Source organism: Leucobacter exalbidus, from assembly GCF_017834145.1.
GTDB classification, from domain to species: domain Bacteria; phylum Actinomycetota; class Actinomycetes; order Actinomycetales; family Microbacteriaceae; genus Leucobacter; species Leucobacter exalbidus.
The window spans coordinates 496,924-518,203 of record NZ_JAFIDA010000001.1 but is presented as its reverse complement, the minus strand read 5'-3'; the positions used below and the strand labels follow the sequence as shown (position 1 = coordinate 518,203).

Here is a 21,280-nt window from a genome sequence, read left to right as displayed (position 1 = left end):
ATTTCAGCAATCTAAGGAACCCGCTCTCCACATGCGCACTATCGAATCACTCGGGTCGCTTCGCTCTCGGACGGTTATCGTCCGCTGCGATCTCAACGTTCCTCTCGCCGACGGCGTCATCACTGACGATGGCCGCATTCGTGCGTCACTCACTACGATTCGGGAGCTGCGCGACGCAGGCGCTCGGGTTGTGCTCATCAGCCACCTGGGCCGCCCCAAGGGCGAGCCCGAGGCTCGCTTCTCGCTGCGCCCGGTTGCCGCGCGCATGGCCGAGCTGCTCGAAGTACCCGTCAACTTTGTCGCTCAGACGGTGGGCGCTGACGCAGACGCTGCGATCACGGGCCTCGCCGATGGCGACATCGTGCTGCTCGAGAACCTGCGCTTCAACGCGGGCGAAACCAGCAAGGATGAAGCTGAACGCCTCGCCTTCGCCAAGCAGCTCGCCACGCACGCCGACGCCTTCGTCTCAGACGGGTTTGGTGTCGTGCACCGCCGCCAGGCCAGCGTCACCGAGCTCGCCGCAGTGCTGCCCAGTGCAGCCGGCCGCCTCGTCGCTGCCGAGCTTGAAGTACTCGAGCGCTTGACCGCTCGCGCCGAGCGCCCCTACACGGTCGTGCTTGGTGGTTCGAAGGTCTCCGACAAGCTCGGCGTCATCTCGCACCTGCTCGAGCGCGTTGACACGCTGCTCATTGGTGGCGGCATGCTCTTCACCTTCCTCGCAGCGCAGGGCCACAGCGTGGCATCCAGCCTGCTCGAGAAGGATCAGCTCGACACCGTGCGCGGCTACCTCGCCGAGGCTGAGCGTCGCGGTGTGCGTATCGTGCTGCCGACCGACGTGATCGTTGCTGCCGCCTTCGCGGCAGATGCGGCTCACGAAACCGTTTCGGCTCACGCGATTGGCGAGAGCAGCTTCGGCGAAGCCGGCATCGGGCTCGATATTGGGCCCGATTCGGCCGCTGAGTTTGCCCGCGTCATCAACGAATCTGCCACCGTCTTCTGGAACGGCCCCATGGGCGTGTTCGAGATGGAGGCATTCGCCGGCGGCACCCGCACGGTTGCCCAGGCGCTCACCGACACCGACGGTTTCACCGTTGTGGGCGGCGGCGACTCCGCTGCCGCAGTGCGAGCCCTCGGGTTCGCCGACACTGATTTTGGCCATATTTCTACCGGCGGCGGCGCAAGCCTCGAGTTCCTCGAGGGCAAGCAGCTGCCAGGATTGGAGGTGCTCGCATGAGCGACGCACAGAACACCCAGACCGCACGCGAACCCCTGCCGTTCGCAGAGCGCACCCCGCTGATCGCGGGCAACTGGAAGATGAACCTCGACCACCTGCAGGCCATCGCGCTCGTGCAGAAGCTGTCGTGGTCGCTGAAGGATGCGCGTCACGATTACACCGACGTCGAGGTAGCCGTATTCCCGCCGTTCACCGATCTGCGCTCGGTGCAGACGCTGCTCACCGCAGATAAGCTGCCGATCGCTCTGGGCGCACAGGATCTGTCGCCCGAGGCTGCCGGTGCATTCACCGGTGACATTTCGGCCGCAATGCTTGCAAAGCTCGAGGTGCACTACGCACTCGTTGGCCACTCAGAGCGTCGCCAGGGTCACGGCGAATCTGACGAGCTGATCGGCGCGAAGGCCGCCGCGGCTTCCAACGCTGGCCTCGTGCCCATGATCTGCGTGGGTGAAACCGCCGCCGATCTCGAAGAGCACGGCCCCGCCGCGATCCCGCTCGCCCAGATGCAGGCCGCCGTTAGCGCCCTGCCCGAGGGTGCCGAGTTCGTCATCGCGTACGAGCCCGTGTGGGCTATCGGTAGCGGCCAGGCCGCTTCGGCCGAGCAGGCCGAGGCAGTCGCCGCGGCACTGCGTGAAGCTCTGCGCGACACGGTGGGCGACGAGCGCGCCGCTGCGACCCGTATTCTCTACGGCGGTTCAGTGGCCAGCCAGAACATTGCGGGCTTCATGGCCCAGCCCAATGTTGACGGCGCGCTCGTCGGCGGCGCAAGCCTGAAGTCAGAAGAATTCTCGCGGATCATCCAGTTCCGCAAGCACGTCACGGGCGCCTAACTAGCCCGACTATACTGGGGCGTAGGTTTTCCGCGCCCGCAACCCGTGAAAGGTCACTCACGTGCTCATTCTTAAGATCGCTCTGATCGTCATCCTCGTGCTGACGAGTCTTCTGCTGACGCTGTTCATTTTGCTCCACAAGGGCAGGGGTGGCGGGCTGTCCGATATGTTCGGCGGCGGTGTCACCTCGAGCCTCGGTTCGTCAGGTGTTGCCGAGCGTAACCTGAACCGCATTACGATCATCGTCTCTGTCGTTTGGGGTGTCTCGATCATCGGCCTCGGCCTGCTCGAGCGGTTCTCGGTCGTCTAAAGCGTCATCTCGTAAGCCCGACGTCTGTATTGGGCGTCGGGCTTACGTTCGCACTCGAAGGAAAGGTTTTCAGTGGCAGGCAGCAACGCCATCCGCGGCGCACGTGTCGGATCAGGCCCCATGGGGGAGAAGGATCACGGCTCGCGCGCAGAGCGCACAATGATTTCATACTGGGACGCCCTCGGCAACGAAACGGTTCGCTACTTTGCGTCTGATGTTTCGCCCGAGGAAATTCCTGAGCTGATTGATTGCCCGGCCTCGGGTCTTCCGGCTGGCCGCGACAAGGCTAACCCGCCCCAGGTATTGAAGAACGAGCCTTACAAGACGCACCTTGCGTACGTGAAGGAACGCCGCACCGAGGAAGAGGCTGTCGAATTGCTCGACGCCGCTCTCGATAAGCTGCGCGCACGTCGCGGCACGGCACGCCGCAAGGCATAAGCGGTTCGTCGGTACAACGGCGATACACCAACGGCGGGCGAAACCTTTTTGGTTTCGCCCGCCGTTTGTTTTTTCTCCGGATCATGCTCGCGCGGTGCTGTGGGGAGGTCGCGACGCAGTAACTCAGCAACTCAGTAACTCAATGTCGCTGTAGCGCAGTCACGGAGCACCCCGAAAACGCAGCGGCCCGGTGCTCCACTGGGGAACACCGGGCCACTCGCGAGCGCGATATCTCACGCGATCAACTTACGCTGCAGCAAAATTACGCCGCGATCAACCTACGCCGCCGTGAACTCGGTGATCAGCTGCTCCAGCACACTGGTGTCGCGCTGCGCGAGGGCGATCGCGAGCACGGGCCGGCCGCGCTCAATCAGCACGCCACGGTCACCGCGGGCCTGCGCACTGATGAGGGTGCCAAAGCTCGTTTCTGACTGTGCGATCGCGAGATCTTCTTCACCCGGATCAGAGATCTGCAAGAACGCGCCCTGCGCGGGGCCGCCCTTGTGCAGCTGGCCGACCGAGTGCAGGTAGCTCGGGCCGTAGCCGAGCGAGACGGGCACGCCCAGCTCGCGTGCAAGCACAGTGCGCAGCCGCTCGAGGGGTTCACGCAGCTCGCCCGCAGGATCGACGTACGCCTGCACGGCCAGGTAGCCGTCACGCGGGGTGATCTCGCGCAGCGTGGCCGCGATCTCGGCGGCCGTGTTGGCTGCCGCGCCTGCGGGGGCGGCGAGCACGGTCACATCGCCTGCGGCGGTCACGGTCGTGGCCGCTTCGGTGCCGTCGAGCTCGGCGAGGGCGGCGCGTGCCGCGATCTTCGCCGACTCCACGTCGGGCTGGTTGAACGGATCGATACCCATCAGGCGACCGAGGGCCGCGGTCGCGACCTCCCACAGCAGGAACTGTGCGCCGAGGTTACCGGCGACGGTGAGGCCCTGCGATCCGGAGCCTGCGTCAGCAGCAGCATCAGCAGCACCAGCCGCGCCCGCATCAGCGGTGACCCGCACGACCACGGCGCTTGCGGGCACGCGGTCGAATTCGGGGGCGTCATCGGGCAGCGCGATCGGCAGCACGCCGAGGCCGTCCTTGCCGGTCGATTCGGCGACGAGCTGCTCGGCCCAGCGGCCGAGGCCCCAGCGTGCCGAAGCATCCTCGTTCACCGCGAGCACGAAGCGTGCGGGCAGACCAGCATAGATCGCGGCGGCGAGGCGCAGCGCGGGGTTGGTGGGGGTGTTGAGTGCGAGCTCATCGCGCACCGCAGTGCCCGCGGCCACGAGGCCAGCGATATCGGCGCCCGCGAGCCCGGCAGGTACGAGACCAAACGCGGTGAGCACCGAGAAACGGCCGCCCACATTGGGGTCGGCGAGGAAGACGTGACGGTCGGCCGCGCGCGACTGCTGCTCGAGCGGCGAGCCCGGGTCGGTGACGATGACGACGCGCTCACTGGGCGTGATGCCGGCGTCGGTGAATGCCTGCTCGAACGTGTCGAGGTGGCTGCGGGTCTCGATCGTGCTGCCCGACTTCGAGCTCACGATCACCGCGGTGCGGCTGAGGTCGCCCTCGAGCGCGCGGGCCACGGCGGCTGGATCGGTGGAATCGAGCATCGTCAGTTCGATGCCCGCCCACTGCGCGATCACGGCGGGGCCGAGGCTCGAGCCACCCATGCCGCAGAGCACGAACCGGTTCACGCCCTGCGCGGCGAAGGCCTCGCGCAGTTCGTCGATCGCGGGGATCAACTCGCGCGCCGCGGGATCGACATCGGTCCAGCCGAGGCGAACACTCGCCTCGGGCTGGGCCGCTGCGCCCCACAGGGTGGCGTCGAACGCAAAGATGTTGCTTGCAACCTGGTCTGCGACCAGGCGCGTGAGCGCGTCGGTAAATTCGACGCGCTCACTGAGCTCTGAAGGAAGATCCACCCGCATGGCGGGGGCGTCAGAGCCTAGATAATCGGTGTTCACTTCTGATCCTTCAATGCCGCCTCGACCGTCTCGGTGAGCTCAGCCCACGAAACGTCAAACTTTGAGAGTCCCTCGATTTCGAGCAACTCGGTCACCTCTGCGTAGTCGACGCCCAGGGCGTCGAGCGCGTTGAGCACCTGGTTCGATTCTGAGTAGCTGTCAGAAATCGTGTCGCCGGTGAACTCGCCGTGATCGGCCACCGCTTCGAGGGTTGCCTCGGGCATGGTGTTCACGACGTCTGCGGCCACGAGGCCAGCCACGTAGAGCGTGTCGGGCAGCGCGGGGTCCTTGACACCCGTCGACGCCCACAGCGGGCGCTGGCGGTTTGCTCCCAGCGACACGAGGTGCAGGGCACGCTCGCTCGCGAAAGCTTCCTCGAAGACCTCGTAGGCGAGGCGTGCGTTTGCGAGGCCTGCCTGGCCCTTCAGCGCGAGCGCCTCGGGCGTGCCGAGCGCGTTCAGGCGGGCATCGATCTCGGTGTCGACGCGCGACACGAAGAACGAAGCGACCGAGTGGATGCGCGACAGGTCGTAACCGGCCTCGCGAGCCTGCTCGAGGCCGGTGAGGTATGCGTTGATTACCTGGCGGTAACGCTCAATGCTGAAGATCAGCGTGATGTTGACGCTGATGCCGGCGGCGGTCGCGGCGGTGATCGCGGCGAGGCCCTCGACGGTGGCGGGGATCTTGATCATCGCGTTCTCGCGATCGACCTTCGCCCACAGCTCCTTGGCACGGGCGGCCGTGCCCTCGGTGTCGCGCGCCAGGTTCGGCTCGACTTCGATCGAGACGCGGCCGTCGCGGCCGTTCGTCGCGTCATACACGCCGCGCAGCACGTCGCAGGCATCTGCAACGTCGGCGCTCGTGAGCTCGGTGATCGTCGCTTCAGCGTCAAGTCCGTTGGCGGCGCACTCAGCGATGCGGGGGCCGTAGCCGATGCCCGCGCCGATGGCCTTCTGGAAAATGGTGGGGTTCGTCGTCACACCGACCACGCTGAGATCGGCAACGGCCTGGGCCAGGCTGCCGGTTTCGATGCGCTCGCGCGACAGATCATCGAGCCAAATGCTGACGCCAGCTTCGCTGAGCGCCTGGGTACGCGGGTTCGTCATGGGAACTCGCCTCCTTCTTTGTGAATATACAGAGCGTGAGGGGCCGCGGGCCGGGCCTCCATGTGTCGAGCGTCGGCTCGACCCGCGGCGATGCTCAGGCGAGGCCTGAGCGACACTCAGGCGGGGCCTGAGCGGTGGCTCGGGCTAGGCCTGAGCGAGGCTGTCGTGCGCAGCCTGCACCACAGCGTCGGTGGTGATGCCGAACTGCGTGAACAGTGTTTCGTAGTCGGCCGAAGCACCAAAGTGCTCGATCGATACCGAGCGGCCGCGATCGCCAACGTAGCGCTCCCAGCCGAGCTGCAGACCGGCCTCGACGCTGACGCGTGCGGTGACGGCCTGGGGGAGTACGCTCTCGCGGTACTCGGCGGTCTGCTCGGTGAACCACTCGAGGCAGGGAGCCGAGACGACGCGTGCGCCGATGCCCTCGGCCGCGAGACGTTCACGCGCCTCAACAGCGAGCTGCACCTCAGAGCCGGTCGCGATCAGCACAACGTCAACCGAACCGGTGCCCGACTCAGCGAGCACGTAGGCGCCCTTGCGCACGCCGGCAGCTGCCTGCTCGGCGGTGGCGAAGTCGCCGCCGCGTGCCTGCACGGGCACGTTCTGACGCGTCAGCGCGATACCGGTGGGGCCGCCGTGGCGGGTGAGGATCTCGTGCCACGCAATCGCCGTCTCGTTGGCGTCTGCCGGGCGCACCATGGCGAGGTTCGGAATGGCGCGCAGCGTAGCGAGCTGCTCGATGGGTTGGTGCGTGGGGCCGTCTTCGCCGAGCGCGATCGAGTCGTGGGTCCACACGAACACGCTGGGCACGTTCATGAGGGCCGCGAGGCGTACCGCGGGGCGCATGTAATCACTGAAGATCAAGAACGTGCCACCGTAGCTGCGGGTGTTGCCGTGCAGCTGGATGCCGTTGAGGATCGCGCCCATGGCGTGCTCGCGAATACCGAAGTGAAGCACGCGACCGTAGGGGTCGCCGCTCCACGAGCTCGTGGAGTGCTCGGCGGGAACGAACGAGGGCACGCCGGGGATCGTCGTGTTGTTCGAGCCGGCGAGGTCGGCTGAGCCGCCCCACAGCTCGGGCATGACGGGGCCCAGCGCCGCGAGCACCTTGCCGCTGGCGGCGCGGGTGGCGAGGCTCGTGCCGGGCTCGAAGTCGGGGAGCACCTCGAGGGCCTCGGCGGGCAGCTCCTGAGCTTCCAGGCGATCAAACAGTGCCTTGCGCTCGGGGTTGGCCGCGGCCCACGCGTCGAAACCGACCTGCCATTCGGCGCGCGTCGCCGCGCCGCGCTCGACGGCCAGGCGAGTGTGCTTAATGACCTCAGGGGCGACATCGAAGTGCTGATCCGGATCAAAGCCCAGTACGGTCTTCAGCCCAGCGAGCTCGTCAGCGCCCAGCTTCGAACCGTGAATGCCGCCCGTGTTCTGCTTGCCGGGAGCCGGCCAGCCGATGATGGTCTTCAAAATGATGAGGCTCGGCTTGTCGGTCGCGGCCTTTGCCGCCTCGATCGCCTGGAACAGCTCGGCAACGTCTTCAACGTAGTTGCCGGTCTTGTTCCAATCGACCTCGATGACCTGCCAACCGTACGAGTCGTAGCGCTTCGCGACATCCTCAGAGAACGAGATATCGGTGTCGTCCTCGATCGAGATCTGGTTCGAATCGTAGATCGCGATCAGGTTGCCGAGGTTCTGGTGACCCGCGAGCGACGATGCTTCGCTGGTGACGCCCTCCTGCAGATCGCCGTCGCCGGCCACCACGTACACGAAGTGGTCGAACGGGCTCTGGCCCGGGGCGGCCTCGGGATCGAACAGGCCACGCTCGTAGCGGGCCGCGTACGCGAAGCCGACGGCCGAAGCGAGGCCCTGGCCGAGGGGGCCAGTGGTGATCTCGACGCCAGCGGTGTGGCCGTACTCGGGGTGACCGGGCGTCTTTGAACCCCAGGTGCGCAGCGCCTTGAGATCATCGAGCTCGAGGCCGTAACCGCCCAGGTACAACTGCACATACTGCGTGAGGGACGAGTGGCCAACCGACAGGATAAACCGGTCGCGACCCACCCACTTCGGGTCAACCGGATCGTGGCGCAGTACCTTCTGGTGCAGAAGATACGACACCGGAGCCAGGCTGATCGCCGTACCGGGGTGACCGTTGCCCACCTTTTCGACTGCATCTGCCGCTAATACGCGGGCGGTATCTACCGCTTTGCTGTCGAGTTCTTCCCACTGCAGTTCGTTACCCAAGGGACACCTTTCCTCGTTACGTGCGCGTCTCTACGCACCCTCCATGATCCTATCGACTTGACGGGCTATCATGGGGGACGATGTCCACCCAAAATGATGCTCAGGTACAGGTTGCCTCGACCCCTCGGTCGATGGGACGCACGATTAAGAACTACGTGTCACTCACGAAGCCACGTGTGATGGAGCTGCTGCTCGTAGTCACCGTGCCTGCGATGATCCTTGCCGAGGGGCGCATGCCCAATCTCTGGCTGGTGCTCGCGACGCTGATTGGCGGGGCGATGAGCGCCGGATCGGCCGGAGCCTTCAACTGCTACATCGACCGCGACATGGATCGCAAGATGAAGCGCACGAAGAATCGTCCGCTCGTCACGGGTGAGATTTCTGACCGTAACGCCTTGATTTTCGCCTGGGTGCTGGGTGTCGTGTCGATCGCCTGGCTGGCGCTCACCACGAACCTGCTTGCCGCGGGCCTCGGTGCTGCCGCGATCTTCTTCTACGTCGTGATTTACACGCTGCTGCTCAAGCGCCACAGCGAGCAGAACATTATTTGGGGCGGGATCGCCGGGTGTTTCCCCGTGCTCATCGGTTGGGCCGCCGTCACCGGCAGCCTCGACTGGGCCGCGTGGGCGTTCTTCCTCATCATCTTCCTGTGGACCCCGGCGCACTACTGGCCGCTGTCGCTGCGCTACCGCGATGACTACGCCGCAGCTGGTGTTCCCATGCTCGGCGTGGTGCGCGGGCGTGTCACGGTGGGCCTGCAGACCATCCTGTACACCTGGGCCACTGTAGCCTCGAGCCTGCTGCTGATCCCGTTCGGCCCCATGGGCTGGACCTACACGGTGGTCGCGCTCGTCTCGGGTGCGTATTTCTTGATCGAGGCGCACAAGCTCTACAGCAACGTGATTCGCGGCGAAGAGGGCCAGCCGATGAAGGTGTTCCACGCATCGATCACGTACCTGTCGGTGCTGGCACTCGCGATTGCGATTGATCCGCTGCTGCCGTTCTAACGCTTGGTGCTGACTGGCCGGCTTCGCGGCCGGTCGGCCGGTCAGCTTGCTTGACACCGGTGCTCCTGTTGTTTAGGGGCGCCGGCGTTTTGCGTTAGTGGGCACTCAACGGCCCGAAACACACCGCGCGCGACATGCCTTACACCGCCGCACCGCACGCAATATGCGGCACACACACCACACCACAGCCCGCACTCCAGACCCGCTACATTGCGTATCTTATTTATTCGCGAGGTGCCGAAAACGCGTATTTAAGATACTTGCTGGCTATTTAGATACCCAGTGGGCGAGTGCGCTGTTCCGGCGTGTACGCGTGAGGGTGTTATTGGGTGGCGGTAGTGCTGGCCTGCGCGCTGGCACCCTCGATTCTGCCCGCCCGCGACCTCGACTCTGCCCGCTGGCAACCGCGACTGCCGCCGCACAACGCAAAGGCCCGGGTGGGCCGCTCCTTTTAGAGCAGCCCACCCGGGCCAGAAGTAAATGCAGCGGGAACTGTAGTCCCGCCTCACCCAGCGCTAGTCTTGCGCGACCGGGCGCTTCAGACGCAGCACCGCAATGGTCATCGCGGCCGCGGTGAGCGACGCCAGCACCATGTGCACGCCCACAGCGAGCGGCGGCAGTCCGTTGCGGGCCTGGTAGACGCCCACCAGAATCTGCACGACGAGCACAGCGAGCAGTGCCACGAGCCAGGGGAGTGGCCGCAGCTTCTGCACGACAGCCCAAACGAGCAGCACGACCGTGAGGGCCAGTGCCGTGTAGCCCGGCCACGAGTGAATGTGGCTCATCAGCACGGCGTCGATGCCGTCGCGCTGAATGGTCGAGTCGCCCGAGTGCGGGCCCGATGCCGTGGTCAGTACGCCCACGAGCACCGTCAGCGCCATGGCGAGCGTGGTGACGTGCGTCACGATGGCGAATGGCTTGGGAACGACACGCTCACGCGCGCCCGGGGCTTCATTCATGCGGGCAATAAACGCGGCCGTCAGGCAGACGAGGCCGAGCGACACCACATAGTGGAACGCAACGAGGTTCGCGTTCAGGTGCATCCAAACGATGACGCCGCCCACGAACGCTTGCAGCGCCACCAGGCCGAACACGATGAGCGCCAACACGCTGAGGTCGCGACGCTGGCCGCGCACCTTCCAGCTAAGCACGAGAGTGAGGATCGCGAATACGAGCAGCGGGCCCGAAATGGTGCGGTTGCCGAACTCGATCAGCGAGTGGTAGCTGAGCTCATCGGTGGGCACCAGGGATCCGGGTGCACAGAGCGGCCAATCGGGGCAGCCCAGCCCCGATCCGGTGAGGCGCACAGCGCCCCCAGTCGCGATGATGAGCGTATTAAGCACAAACGAGGCCCACGCGCTGAAGCGCAACCAGCGTGAAGGAACGAAGCTGGATGTGGGAGTGCTCTTCGCTGTGGCTGTGCCGGTGGACGTGCGAGACAACAGGGCTCCTATCAAGGTGCTTCTACTCCCTGGGAGCGCATGGCGCGCCCCTCCCTTTTTCAGTCAGAAAAAGGTAGAATAAGAAGCTGTGGTTGTGAACGTCGATTCGACGTGCTTTTTACTGCACGCGATCGTCGTAATTCACAGCTCAGACTACTGCACCGTTGCGGAGAACCTGATGAGTGCGGCTCCCGCCGCCGGGCCAGCATTTCGGTGTGGCATGGGTTTTCTTTTCAGACGGACTGAACAAAGAGGGAGGGATCATGCCAGAGGTACTGATCGACCGGCCCGAGCTTGAAGGCTTGGGCCAGTACGAGTTCGGCTGGCACGACACTGACAAGGCCGGTGCGCTTGCCAAGCGCGGTCTTAGTGAGCAGGTCGTGCGTGAAATCTCGGCTCTGAAAAACGAACCGGAGTGGATGCTCGAGCGACGCCTGAAGGCGCTCCAGATCTTCGGGCGCAAGCCCATGCCCACATGGGGCGCAGATCTGTCTGGTATCGATTTCGATAACATCAAATACTTCGTGCGCTCTACCGAGAAGCAGGCCACGACTTGGGAAGAACTTCCCGAGGAAATCAAGGACACGTACGAGAAGCTCGGCATCCCCGAGGCAGAGCGTCAGCGCCTCGTCGCCGGCGTCGCAGCTCAGTACGAGTCTGAGGTTGTCTACCACCAGATCCGCGAGGATCTTGAGGCTCAGGGCGTACTGTTCCTGGACACCGACACCGCACTGCGCGAGCACCCCGAGATCTTCAAGGAGTACTTCGGTACCGTGATCCCCTCGGGCGACAACAAGTTCGCTGCGCTGAACACGGCCGTCTGGTCGGGCGGCTCATTCGTGTACGTACCCAAGGGTGTTCACGTTGAGATCCCGCTGCAGGCCTACTTCCGTATCAACACGGAGAACATGGGTCAGTTCGAGCGCACGCTGATCATCGCCGATGAGGGCAGCTACGTCCACTACATCGAGGGCTGCACCGCCCCGATCTACAAGTCGGACTCGCTGCACTCGGCCGTGGTTGAGATCATCGTGAAGAAGAACGCCCGCGTGCGTTACACGACGATCCAGAACTGGTCGAACAACGTGTACAACCTCGTCACGAAGCGCACCATTGCTGAAGAGAGCGCCACCATGGAGTGGGTCGATGGCAACATCGGCTCGAAGGTCACCATGAAGTACCCCTCGGTGTACCTCGTGGGCGAGCACGCCAAGGGTGAAACCCTGTCGGTTGCATTCGCAGGCCCCGGCCAGCACCAGGATGCCGGCGCCAAGATGGTGCACCTCGCACCCCACACGAAGTCTTCGATACTTTCGAAGTCGATCGCTCGTGGCGGCGGCCGTACCGGTTACCGCGGTGAGGTACGTGTGGAAGCTAACGCTCACCACGCAGCCAACTCGGTAGTGTGCGACGCCTTGCTCGTTGACACCATTTCTCGCAGTGATACGTACCCAGCAATCGACATCCGCACGGATGACGCAACGCTGGCTCACGAGGCGACTGTGACGCGCGTGAGCGAAGAGCAGCTCTTCTACCTGATGAGCCGTGGCCTGTCTGAAGAAGAAGCCATGGCCATGATCGTGCGCGGCTTCATTGAGCCGATCGCCCGTGAGCTGCCCATGGAGTACGCGCTCGAACTGAACAAGCTCATTGAGATGAGCATGGAAGGATCCGTCGGTTAAAGATGTCTACGCTTCAGACAGAACAGCACGGCTTCAAGGCCCACTCTGATGGTGACTGGGAGAACCGGGCACCGATTCAGACACGTTCGGATCGCTTCAAGTCGACCAACCTGGCCGACTTCCCCGAGGTGACTGGCCGCGAGGTGAACTGGAAGTTCACCCCCGTGGCACAGCTGAAGGATCTGCTTTCGGGCGACCTTCAGGGTGGCGTACTGCCCAGCGAAATCGGTGAGGCCGAAGGCGTCACCGTCACCACCATTCCGATGGACTCTGAGCTCGTTGGTCGCGCGGGGATTCCCGAGGACCAGGCCGCTGCAAACGCATGGGGCCAGGCGCAGGTCGCTCAGCACATTCTGCTGACGAGCCCCGAGCGTCAGACCGTGACGGTTCGCCGCACGGCACTGACCGCAACGGCAACGGCAGCGCACACGGTCATTGAGACCGCACCGCAGGCCGAGGGCCTCGTGATCATTGAGAACACGGGCAGCGCAAACCTCACCGAGAACCTCGAAATCGTTGTCGGCGCGGGTTCAAACCTGACCGTCGTTTCGATCCAGGAGTGGGATGCAGACGCACACCACCTGGCCAGCCACAACGTGACCGTGGGGCGCGACGCGAACCTGCAGCACATCGTGGTTTCGCTCGGCGGCAAGGTTGTACGCATCAACCCGTCGGTGCACCTTGACGAGCAGGGCGCAAACGGCGAATGCTACGGCGCCTACTTCGCCGATGCAGGTCAGCACCTCGAGCACCAGGTCTACATGGACCACAACGCTCCCCGCACCCGCAGCCGCGTTGCCTACAAGGGCGCGCTGCAGGGCGAAGGCGCACACGCTGTGTGGATCGGCGATGTACTGATTCGCCGCGTTGCTGCCGGTACCGACAGCTACGAAGAGAACCGCAACCTCACCCTCACCGAGGGCACCCGCACCGACTCGATCCCCAACCTGGAGATCGAGACGGGCGACATCGAGGGCGCAGGCCACGCATCGACCACCGGTCGCTTTGACGAAGAGCACATCTTCTACCTGCAGAGCCGTGGCATCTCAGAGGACGAGGCACGCAAGCTCGTCGTACGTGGCTTCCTCATCGACGTTATTCAGCGCATCGGCAACGAGCAGATCGAGAACCGCCTGCAGCAGGCTATCGAGGCGGAGCTCGAGCAGAGCGTGCTCGCGTAATGGCTCGAGAGAAAGTCATTGCACTGAGCGAACTGGTTCAGGATCAGGCAACCCGCGCGGTTGTTGGCGACGTGCCAATCGCAATCGTGCTTGACGGTCAGGGGCAGGTGCACGCCATCGGCGACACCTGCACCCACGGTCAGATCAGCCTGTCTGAGGGCTTCGTCGAAGGCGAAACGCTGGAGTGCTGGGCGCACGGCTCCCAGTTCTCCCTCACGACTGGCGTGCCGCAGAATTTGCCGGCTTATGAGCCGGTTCCCGTTTATGTCGTCGAGATTGAAGACGGCGACGTGTACATCGACACCACCATCACGAAAGAGATTTAAAGCTATGGCTTCCGTTCTTGAAATCAAGGACCTGCACGTCAGCGTTTCGACCGAGCAGGGCGACAAGGAAATTCTGAAGGGCGTCGATCTGACGCTCAAGCAGGACGAGATTCACGCCATCATGGGCCCCAACGGCTCGGGTAAGTCGACCCTTTCGTACGCTATTGCGGGTCACCCCCGCTACACCGTAACGAGCGGCTCGATTCTGCTCGACGGTGAAGACGTACTCGAGATGAGCGTCGACGAGCGTGCACACGCAGGCTTGTTCCTGGCAATGCAGTACCCCGTCGAGATCCCCGGCGTGACCAACGCCAACTTCCTGCGTACCGCGAAGACTGCGATTGACGGCGAAGCACCGGCAATCCGCACGTGGATGAAGGACGTCAAGGACGCCATGGGCAAGCTGCGCATGGACGAGTCCTTCGCGAGCCGTAACGTGAACGAGGGCTTCTCAGGCGGCGAGAAGAAGCGCAATGAGATTCTTCAGCTCGAGCTGCTCAAGCCGAAGTTCGCTGTGCTCGACGAGACCGACTCAGGCCTCGACGTTGACGCACTCAAGATCGTTTCTGAGGGTGTCAACCGCGCCAAGGAGAACACCGGCCTCGGCATCATGCTGATCACGCACTACACGCGTATCCTGCGTTACATCAAGCCTGACTTCGTACACGTGTTCGTGGACGGCCGCATCGCAGAGCAGGGTGGCCCCGAGCTCGCGACACGCCTCGAGGAAGAGGGCTATGACCGCTTCCTGACCAAGGCGTAGGCTAGAGCCCATGGCAGACGAAACGGTGGTTTCTCCAATGACGATCGATCCCGAGTTTCGGGAACAAGCGATCGAAGCGTTGAAGAACGTATCGGACCCCGAGCTCGGCGTGAATATCGTCGACCTGGGTCTGATTTACGATCTCGCATTTGACGAGGAACACGATGCGCTCGTAATCAGCATGACGCTCACGAGCGCGGGTTGCCCGCTCACTGACGTCATCGAGAACGATATTTCGGAGTGCCTTGACGGACTCGTCACGGCCTTCCGCATCAACTGGGTGTGGATGCCGCCGTGGACGCCAGCTCGAATTACCGATGACGGGCGCGATATGATGCGCGCTCTGGGTTTTTCGATCTAAGCGCGTGAGTTCGAACCCTCTCCGCTCGCCCGGCGATCCGCGATTGAACCGGATCGCCGGGCCCAGCGCCCTTGTTATCTTTGGCGTGACAGGTGACCTGTCACGCAAAAAACTAATGCCTGCGGTGTACGACCTCGCTAACCGAGGTCTGCTGCCCCCGGGATTCGCGCTTGTTGGTTTCAGTCGGCGCGACTGGGCCGACCGTGACTTCGCAGAAATCGTGCACGACGCCGTACGCAAGTACGCTCGCACGCCGTTCCGCGAGGAGACGTGGCGCCAGCTCGCCGAGGGCATCCGTTTTGTACAGGGTGGATTTGAAGACCCTGAAGCCTATGTGCGCCTGCGCGAGACGGTCGACGCCCTCGACCGTGAACGCGGCACCATGGGCAACCATGCCTTCTATCTGTCGATTCCGCCGAAGTCGTTCCCCGAAGTCGCTCACCACCTGAGCAGCTCAGGGCTCGTCGACCGTGAATACGACGACCAGCGCTGGCGCCGCGTGATCATTGAAAAGCCCTTTGGTGAAGATCTCGAATCGGCCCAGGCGTTGAACGCGACGCTCGAATCTGCCTTCCCCGCAGATTCGATCTTCCGTATCGATCACTACCTCGGTAAAGAAACCGTGCAGAACATTCTGTCGCTGCGTTTCGCGAACTCGATGTATGAGCCGATCTGGAACCGAAACTACGTCGACCACGTGCAGATCACCATGGCCGAGGACATCGGTGTGGGTGGTCGCGCTGGCTACTACGACGGCGTCGGCGCAGCCCGCGACGTGATCCAGAATCACCTGTTGCAGCTGCTCGCCCTCACCGCCATGGAAGAGCCGATCTCGCTCAGCGCCGAACACCTGCGCAATGAGAAAGAGAAGGTACTCGAGGCGGTTCGCCTGCCCGAGAACCTCGCAGAGGCTACCGCCCGCGGCCAGTATGGCGGCGGCTGGCAGGGCGGCGAGCAGGTGCCCGGTTTCTTGGACGAAGACGGCATGAACCCCGACTCTCGTACCGAGACCTACGCTGCGCTGAAACTGTTTGTCAATACCAGGCGCTGGGCCGATGTGCCCTTCTACCTGCGTGCGGGGAAGCGGCTCGGGCGCCGAGTGACCGAGATCGCGGTGGTGTTCCGCCGTGAAGCCGGCGAACTCTTCGCGAAGGCACACGGCACCGACATGGGGGCCAACGCCCTCGTGATTCGGGTGCAGCCCGACGAAGGCATCACGATGCGTTTCGACGCAAAGGTGCCCGGCACCGGCACGCGCGTGCGCGACGTCACGATGGACTTTGGCTACGGCCATGCGTTCACCGAGGCGAGCCCCGAAGCCTACGAGCGCCTGATCCTTGATGTGCTGCTCGGCGACGCACCGCTGTTTCCGCGGCAGGCTGAGGTTGAGCTGTCGTGGAAGATTCTTGATCCGATTGAGCAGTTCTGGGATTCGCTGCCCGAGAAGCCTGAGCAGTACGCTCCGGGTTCCTGGGGCCCCGAATCAGCACATGCGCTTGTTGAGCGCGATGGTAGGAGTTGGAGACGACCGTGATCGAACAGCTTCCGAACACCAACGTCAGCAAAATTGCGAACCGTTTGGTGTCGATGCGACTCGAGGGCGGCGTCTCCGCCCTCGGGCGCGTGCTCACCCTGGTGATCGCCGCGCCCGATTCCATTGATGAGGCGGTTGTTGAGGCCGCCAACCACGCTTCGAGCGAGCACCCGATGCGCGTCATCGTGCTCGTGGCACGCCCCGATGAACCCACGCCCCGGCTCGACGCCGAAATTCGCGTGGGTGCCGACGCGGGTGCCAGCGACGTAATTGTGCTGCGTGCGTACGGCGAGGTGTGCAGCGGGTTGGAGAGCCTCGTCAACGGGCTCCTGCTTCCCGACGCCCCGGTAGTGGTGTGGTGGCCAGGCAAGGCCCCCGAGCGCCCCGGCGCACACCCGCTGGGCCGCATCGCGCAGCGGCGCATCACCGATAGCGCAGCGGTGCAGGCCGATGCTTTCACCGAGCGCGTGCTGGCCTATACCCCCGGCGACACCGATCTTGCGTGGACCCGTTTGACTCGCTGGCGCGAGTACCTGGCCGCGATTCTCGACCAGCCCGGCTTCGGCCCGGTGCTCGAAGCCGAGGTCGTGGGCGGGCCCGAATCACCCTCGACCCGCATTCTCGCGGCCTGGCTCGAGCTCTCGCTCGAGGTGCCGACGAGCTGCCGGCTCGAACGCGACGATTCCCCGCTGGGCGGGGTGCGTTCGGTGACGCTGCGCAGCGCCTCGGGCGAAGCGCAGCTCGAACGCGTAGCTCCGGATCGCGCCATCCTGCGTCAGCCCGGGCAACCCGAGCACGAAATCGTGCTGCCGCGGCGCACCCTTCGCGAATGCCTCGCGGAGGAGCTGCGCATCCTCGACGAAGACGAAATGTACGGTCGCGTCGTTGCACAACTTGAATCACACACACGAACGGAGCAGCCCGCATGAGCGTAGGCGCAGCAAACATCGGTGTCGTTGGCCTCGCGGTCATGGGCGCAAACCTGGCCCGTAACCTCGCAAGCCGCGAGGGCAACACAGTCGCAGTATTCAACCGCAGTCACGGGCGCACCGAAGCGCTGGTGAACGAGTTTCCCGAGGCCGGGTTCGTTCCCGCCGCAACGTACGCCGAGTTCGCGGCGAGCCTGTCACGCCCCCGCACCGCCATCTTGATGGTGCAGGCCGGCGCGGCTACCGACGCCACGATCGACGCGCTCGCTGAGGTCTTCGAGCCCGGCGACATCATCGTCGACGGCGGCAACGCCTACTTCCCCGACACGATTCGACGCGAGCGTGCACTGCGTGAGCGCGGCTTCAACTTCGTGGGCGTGGGCATTTCAGGCGGCGAAGAGGGCGCCCTCAACGGCCCCAGCATCATGCCCGGCGGTTCAGACGAGGCGTGGACCACGCTCGGCCCGATCCTCGAGAGCATCGCCGCGGTCGCCGAGGGTGAGCCGTGCGTTACGCACGTCGGCCACGACGGCGCCGGCCACTTCGTAAAGATGGTGCACAACGGCATTGAATACGCCGACATGCAGCTCATCGCTGAGGCCTACGACCTGATCCGGCGCGGCACCGGAAAGTCACCCGCTGAGATCGCCGAGATCTTTGCTGAGTGGAACACGGGCGAGCTCGAGTCATACCTAGTCGAGATCACCGCCGAGGTGCTGCGCCAGGTGGATGCCGAGACCGGCGCCCCCCTCGTTGACGTGATTCTTGACCAGGCCGGCGCCAAGGGCACCGGCGCATGGACCGTGCAGACCGCGCTGTCGCTGGGCGTACCCGTATCGGGCATCGCCGAGGCAACGTTCGCGCGTTCGCTGTCATCGCAGGCCGCTCAGCGCCAGGCTGCTCAGGCACTGCCTGGCCCCGATGAGAGCTTCACCGTCGCCGACGAGGCAGCGTTCATCGAAGACGTACGCCAGGCGCTGTACGCCTCGAAGATTGTCGCCTACTCGCAGGGCTTCGACGAGATTCGTGCGGGCGCCGCCGAGTACAACTGGAACATCGACCTCGGCGCCGTATCGCGCCTGTGGCGTGCCGGTTGCATCATTCGCGCCCAGTTCCTCAACCGCATCGCCGACGCGTTCGCCGATGACGAGGCGCTGACGCTGCTGATGGCCGCCCCCTACTTCGCAGATGCACTGGCCAACAGCCAGAGCGCCTGGCGCCGCGTGGTCATTGCGGCCACGCAGGCAGGCATCCCGTCGCCGGCGTTCTCGTCATCGCTCGCGTACTACGACGGGCTGCGTGCAGATCGCCTGCCCGCCGCACTCGTGCAGGGCCAGCGCGACTTCTTCGGCGCGCACACCTACCGCCGCGTCGACCGCGAGGGTTCGTTCCACACCCTGTGGTCGGGCGACCGCACCGAAATTCAGGCATAGCCATGAGCGCGCTCACCGTACGAGAGGTTGACGGGCTCGCCGAGCTGGGTTTGGCCTGCGCTGACGAGATCATTCGCATCTGCGCAGCCAGGCAGGGGCAGGGCGAGGTGCCCTGCATCGCTCTCACCGGTGGGCGCGCAGGCGCCGCGGTGCTTTCTTCTCTCGGTGAGCGGGCTGCCGCCAGCGATGTTGATTGGGCGCGCGTGCGCTTCATCTGGGGCGACGAGCGGTGGCTGCCTGCGGGCGATGCCGAGCGCAACGATCTGATGGCCGACACGTCGCTGTTTGCTTCGGCGACGGTTGACCCAGCTCTCGTGCACCGCGTTGCTTCGAGCGATGCCGGTCTCAGCGTTGACGAGGCCGCAGCTCAGTACGCCGCCACCATCGCTGAGATTACTCACGTTGACGTGTCGCTGTGTGGGGTGGGGGAGGACGGCCACGTCGCTTCGCTCTTCCCTGGCCGCGATGACCTGCTCGTCGATGCCGTCGGTACGCCCGACGCGATCGCCGTGCGCGACTCGCCGAAGCCTCCCGCTGAGCGGGTGTCGCTGAGCTTGCCCGCGCTGCGCCGCGCCGAGCGGGTGTGGCTGCTCGCCTGTGGCGCCGGTAAAGCCGAGGCCATCGCTGATCTGCGTGCGCGGCGCGAGCCGCTCGTACCCGCCGCACTGGTTTCGGGGCGCACCGAAACGGTGCTGTGGGCCGATGCTGCGGCGTTGGGATAACGCGGTTCACTAGCCAAGACACGGGGTGGGGTGCGCTCGCGGAGCGATCATGCAGTCTGAGCGGGTAGACTAGTGAGGTTGCCCGCCCACCTGTCTAAGGAGCCCCACCAGTGATCACCGTCGAGAACCTCGCGATCGACGTCGGCGCACGCCGTCTCATGGGCGGCGTGAACTTTCGCGTGAACCCCGGCGATAAGATCGGCCTCGTCGGCCGAAACGGCGCGGGCAAGACCACCCTGACGCGCACCCTCTCGGGGGAGCTGCAGCCCGCTGAGGGCAGCGTCACCATCTCGGGCGAGCTCGGCTTCTTGCCGCAGGATCCTCGCACGGGTGACCCCGAGCAGATTGCACGGCACCGCATCCTTGATGCGCGCGGCCTGGGCACGCTCACCAAGAACCTTGAGCAGGCCACGCTTGATATGGCCTCACCCGACGCGGCCGTTGCCGAAAAGGGCATGAAGCGGTTCGGCAACCTCACCGACCGGTTCCACGCGCTGGGCGGGTACGCCGCCGAGTCTGAGGCTGCATCGATCTCGAACAACCTCGGCCTGCCCGATCGTATTCTTGATCAGCCGTTGAAGACCCTCTCAGGTGGTCAGCGCCGCCGCATTGAGCTCGCTCGTATTCTGTTCTCTGACGCAGACACGATGATCCTCGATGAGCCGACGAACCACTTGGACGCCGACTCAATCGTGTGGCTGCGCGAGTTCTTGAAGACCTACAAGGGCGGCGTGATCGTGATTTCTCACGATATCGAGCTCGTGGGCGAGACCGTCAACCGCGTCTTCTACCTTGACGCGAACCGTCAGGTCATCGACACCTACAACATGAACTGGAAGCTGTACCTGCGTCAGCGTGCCGCCGATGAGGAGCGCCGCCGCAAGGAGCGCACCAACGTCGAGAAGAAGGCTTCGGCGCTCAAGGACCAGGCTGCCCGCTTCGGTGCAAAGGCTTCAAAGGCTGCGTCGGCTCACCAGATGGTGGCCCGCGCCGAGAAGATGCTGTCGAGCCTTGACGAGGTGCGTCAGGTTGATCGCGTTGCGAAGCTGCGCTTCCCCGATCCCTCGCCCTGTGGCAAGACTCCGCTGATGGCGCAGGGACTGTCGAAGTCGTACGGCTCGCTCGAAATCTTTGCCGGCGTTGATCTCGCGATCGACCGCGGTTCAAAGGTGGTTGTGCTGGGCCTCAACGGTGCGGGCAAGACCACGCTGCTGCGCATGCTCGCGCAGGTCGATGCTCCCGACACCGGTGAGATCATCGAGGGCCACGGCCTGAAGGTTGGCTACTACGCGCAGGAGCACGAGACGCTCGACGTCAAGGCCAGCGTGCTGCAGAACATGGTGTCGGTGTCACAGCACCTCACCGAGATGGAAGCGCGCCGCGTGCTGGGCTCGTTCCTGTTCACGGGCGATGACGTGCTGAAGCCGGCCGGAGTGCTCTCGGGCGGCGAGAAGACTCGTCTCGCGCTGGCCATGCTCGTGGTATCGAGCGCCAACGTGTTGCTGCTCGATGAGCCCACGAACAACCTTGACCCCGCGAGCCGCGAAGAGATTCTCGACGCGCTGGCGCACTTCACCGGTGCAGTGGTGCTCGTGTCTCACGATCACGGCGCTGTCGAAGCGCTGAACCCCGAGCGCGTGCTGATTATGCCCGAGGCGACCGAAGACCACTGGTCGAAGGATTACCTCGATCTGATCGAGCTTTCCTAGCAATCGTGTGTAGCGTGCACATGCACGCTACACACGCAGGGCATTAAAAATGGTCTTGGCGATTTCGCCAAGACCATTTTTAA

General features: G+C 64.3%; 19 protein-coding genes. 15 read left to right on the top strand and 4 right to left on the bottom strand.

The window, feature by feature from the left end; all coding sequences use genetic code 11:
- Positions 1-31: 31 nt before the first annotated feature.
- From JOF28_RS02370 to JOF28_RS02355, 4 genes are all read left to right on the top strand, one after another.
- Positions 32-1,234: a phosphoglycerate kinase gene (locus tag JOF28_RS02370; protein ID WP_209704301.1), complete on the top strand. Its 1,203-nt coding sequence runs from the start codon at positions 32-34 to the stop codon at positions 1,232-1,234.
- On the top strand, positions 1,231-2,064 hold the full coding sequence (gene tpiA, locus JOF28_RS02365; RefSeq protein ID WP_209704300.1) for a triose-phosphate isomerase: 834 nt from the start codon (positions 1,231-1,233) through the stop codon (positions 2,062-2,064). The genes JOF28_RS02370 and tpiA overlap by 4 nt, the downstream gene beginning before the upstream one ends.
- Positions 2,065-2,125: 61 nt before the next feature.
- The gene (gene secG / locus JOF28_RS02360; RefSeq protein WP_209704299.1) at positions 2,126-2,374 is read left to right on the top strand and encodes a preprotein translocase subunit SecG; all 249 of its coding nucleotides are present in this window, start codon (positions 2,126-2,128) and stop codon (positions 2,372-2,374) included.
- A gap of 72 nt (positions 2,375-2,446) precedes the next feature.
- On the top strand, positions 2,447-2,812 hold the full coding sequence (locus JOF28_RS02355) for an RNA polymerase-binding protein RbpA (protein WP_209704298.1): 366 nt from the start codon (positions 2,447-2,449) through the stop codon (positions 2,810-2,812).
- A 278-nt stretch (positions 2,813-3,090) separates the two neighbouring features.
- On the opposite strand, the gene JOF28_RS02350 is transcribed toward JOF28_RS02355, so the two are convergent.
- From JOF28_RS02350 to tkt, 3 genes are all read right to left on the bottom strand, one after another.
- On the bottom strand, positions 3,091-4,731 hold the full coding sequence (locus tag JOF28_RS02350; RefSeq protein ID WP_209706707.1) for a glucose-6-phosphate isomerase: 1,641 nt from the start codon (positions 4,729-4,731) through the stop codon (positions 3,091-3,093).
- A gap of 32 nt (positions 4,732-4,763) precedes the next feature.
- Positions 4,764-5,873, bottom strand: a complete 1,110-nt coding sequence (gene tal, locus JOF28_RS02345; protein WP_209704297.1) for a transaldolase — start codon at positions 5,871-5,873, stop codon at positions 4,764-4,766.
- A gap of 144 nt (positions 5,874-6,017) precedes the next feature.
- Entirely contained in the window at positions 6,018-8,108 is a 2,091-nt protein-coding gene (gene tkt, locus JOF28_RS02340) for a transketolase (RefSeq protein WP_209704296.1), read from the bottom strand.
- Positions 8,109-8,188: 80 nt separating this feature from the next.
- Between tkt and JOF28_RS02335 the strand changes: the two genes are divergently transcribed.
- A complete protein-coding gene (locus tag JOF28_RS02335; RefSeq protein ID WP_209704295.1) occupies positions 8,189-9,115 on the top strand; it encodes a heme o synthase in 927 nt (308 codons plus the stop codon).
- Between the two features lie 515 nt (positions 9,116-9,630).
- On the opposite strand, the gene JOF28_RS02330 is transcribed toward JOF28_RS02335, so the two are convergent.
- Complete coding sequence (locus JOF28_RS02330) at positions 9,631-10,557, bottom strand: COX15/CtaA family protein (protein WP_245189835.1); 927 nt, start codon at positions 10,555-10,557, stop codon at positions 9,631-9,633.
- A 263-nt stretch (positions 10,558-10,820) separates the two neighbouring features.
- On the opposite strand from JOF28_RS02330, the gene sufB reads away from it, so the two are divergent.
- From sufB to JOF28_RS02280, 10 genes are all read left to right on the top strand, one after another.
- Positions 10,821-12,239, top strand: a complete 1,419-nt coding sequence (sufB, locus tag JOF28_RS02325) for a Fe-S cluster assembly protein SufB (RefSeq protein WP_209704294.1) — start codon at positions 10,821-10,823, stop codon at positions 12,237-12,239.
- 2 nt (positions 12,240-12,241) lie between these two features.
- The gene (sufD, locus tag JOF28_RS02320; protein ID WP_209704293.1) at positions 12,242-13,420 is read left to right on the top strand and encodes a Fe-S cluster assembly protein SufD; all 1,179 of its coding nucleotides are present in this window, start codon (positions 12,242-12,244) and stop codon (positions 13,418-13,420) included.
- A complete protein-coding gene (locus JOF28_RS02315; protein WP_209704292.1) occupies positions 13,420-13,746 on the top strand; it encodes a Rieske (2Fe-2S) protein in 327 nt (108 codons plus the stop codon). Before sufD ends, JOF28_RS02315 begins: the two co-directional genes overlap by 1 nt.
- 4 nt (positions 13,747-13,750) lie before the next feature.
- On the top strand, positions 13,751-14,509 hold the full coding sequence (sufC, locus tag JOF28_RS02310; RefSeq protein ID WP_209704291.1) for a Fe-S cluster assembly ATPase SufC: 759 nt from the start codon (positions 13,751-13,753) through the stop codon (positions 14,507-14,509).
- A gap of 10 nt (positions 14,510-14,519) precedes the next feature.
- The gene (locus tag JOF28_RS02305; RefSeq protein ID WP_425342469.1) at positions 14,520-14,870 is read left to right on the top strand and encodes a metal-sulfur cluster assembly factor; all 351 of its coding nucleotides are present in this window, start codon (positions 14,520-14,522) and stop codon (positions 14,868-14,870) included.
- A 4-nt stretch (positions 14,871-14,874) separates the two neighbouring features.
- Positions 14,875-16,404, top strand: coding sequence for a glucose-6-phosphate dehydrogenase (gene zwf / locus JOF28_RS02300; RefSeq protein ID WP_209704290.1), 1,530 nt, complete (start codon positions 14,875-14,877; stop codon positions 16,402-16,404).
- A complete protein-coding gene (locus JOF28_RS02295; RefSeq protein WP_209704289.1) occupies positions 16,401-17,333 on the top strand; it encodes a glucose-6-phosphate dehydrogenase assembly protein OpcA in 933 nt (310 codons plus the stop codon). The genes zwf and JOF28_RS02295 overlap by 4 nt, the downstream gene beginning before the upstream one ends.
- Positions 17,330-18,766: an NADP-dependent phosphogluconate dehydrogenase gene (gene gndA, locus JOF28_RS02290; protein ID WP_209704288.1), complete on the top strand. Its 1,437-nt coding sequence runs from the start codon at positions 17,330-17,332 to the stop codon at positions 18,764-18,766. Before JOF28_RS02295 ends, gndA begins: the two co-directional genes overlap by 4 nt.
- Before the next feature lie 2 nt (positions 18,767-18,768).
- On the top strand, positions 18,769-19,488 hold the full coding sequence (gene pgl, locus JOF28_RS02285) for a 6-phosphogluconolactonase (RefSeq protein ID WP_209704287.1): 720 nt from the start codon (positions 18,769-18,771) through the stop codon (positions 19,486-19,488).
- Positions 19,489-19,646: 158 nt separating this feature from the next.
- On the top strand, positions 19,647-21,197 hold the full coding sequence (locus JOF28_RS02280) for an ABC-F family ATP-binding cassette domain-containing protein (RefSeq protein ID WP_245190051.1): 1,551 nt from the start codon (positions 19,647-19,649) through the stop codon (positions 21,195-21,197).
- Positions 21,198-21,280: the final 83 nt, after the last annotated feature.

Coding starts and splice junctions, on each gene's coding strand:
- JOF28_RS02370 (WP_209704301.1), top strand. CDS start 32: ATGCGCACTATCGAATCACTCGGGTCGCTTCGCTCTCGGACGGTTATC.
- tpiA (WP_209704300.1), top strand. CDS start 1,231: ATGAGCGACGCACAGAACACCCAGACCGCACGCGAACCCCTGCCGTTC.
- JOF28_RS02350 (WP_209706707.1), bottom strand. CDS start 4,731: ATGCGGGTGGATCTTCCTTCAGAGCTCAGTGAGCGCGTCGAATTTACC.
- tal (WP_209704297.1), bottom strand. CDS start 5,873: ATGACGAACCCGCGTACCCAGGCGCTCAGCGAAGCTGGCGTCAGCATT.
- JOF28_RS02335 (WP_209704295.1), top strand. CDS start 8,189: ATGTCCACCCAAAATGATGCTCAGGTACAGGTTGCCTCGACCCCTCGG.
- sufB (WP_209704294.1), top strand. CDS start 10,821: ATGCCAGAGGTACTGATCGACCGGCCCGAGCTTGAAGGCTTGGGCCAG.
- sufD (WP_209704293.1), top strand. CDS start 12,242: ATGTCTACGCTTCAGACAGAACAGCACGGCTTCAAGGCCCACTCTGAT.
- JOF28_RS02315 (WP_209704292.1), top strand. CDS start 13,420: ATGGCTCGAGAGAAAGTCATTGCACTGAGCGAACTGGTTCAGGATCAG.
- sufC (WP_209704291.1), top strand. CDS start 13,751: ATGGCTTCCGTTCTTGAAATCAAGGACCTGCACGTCAGCGTTTCGACC.
- JOF28_RS02305 (WP_425342469.1), top strand. CDS start 14,520: ATGGCAGACGAAACGGTGGTTTCTCCAATGACGATCGATCCCGAGTTT.
- gndA (WP_209704288.1), top strand. CDS start 17,330: ATGAGCGTAGGCGCAGCAAACATCGGTGTCGTTGGCCTCGCGGTCATG.
- pgl (WP_209704287.1), top strand. CDS start 18,769: ATGAGCGCGCTCACCGTACGAGAGGTTGACGGGCTCGCCGAGCTGGGT.
- JOF28_RS02280 (WP_245190051.1), top strand. CDS start 19,647: ATGGGCGGCGTGAACTTTCGCGTGAACCCCGGCGATAAGATCGGCCTC.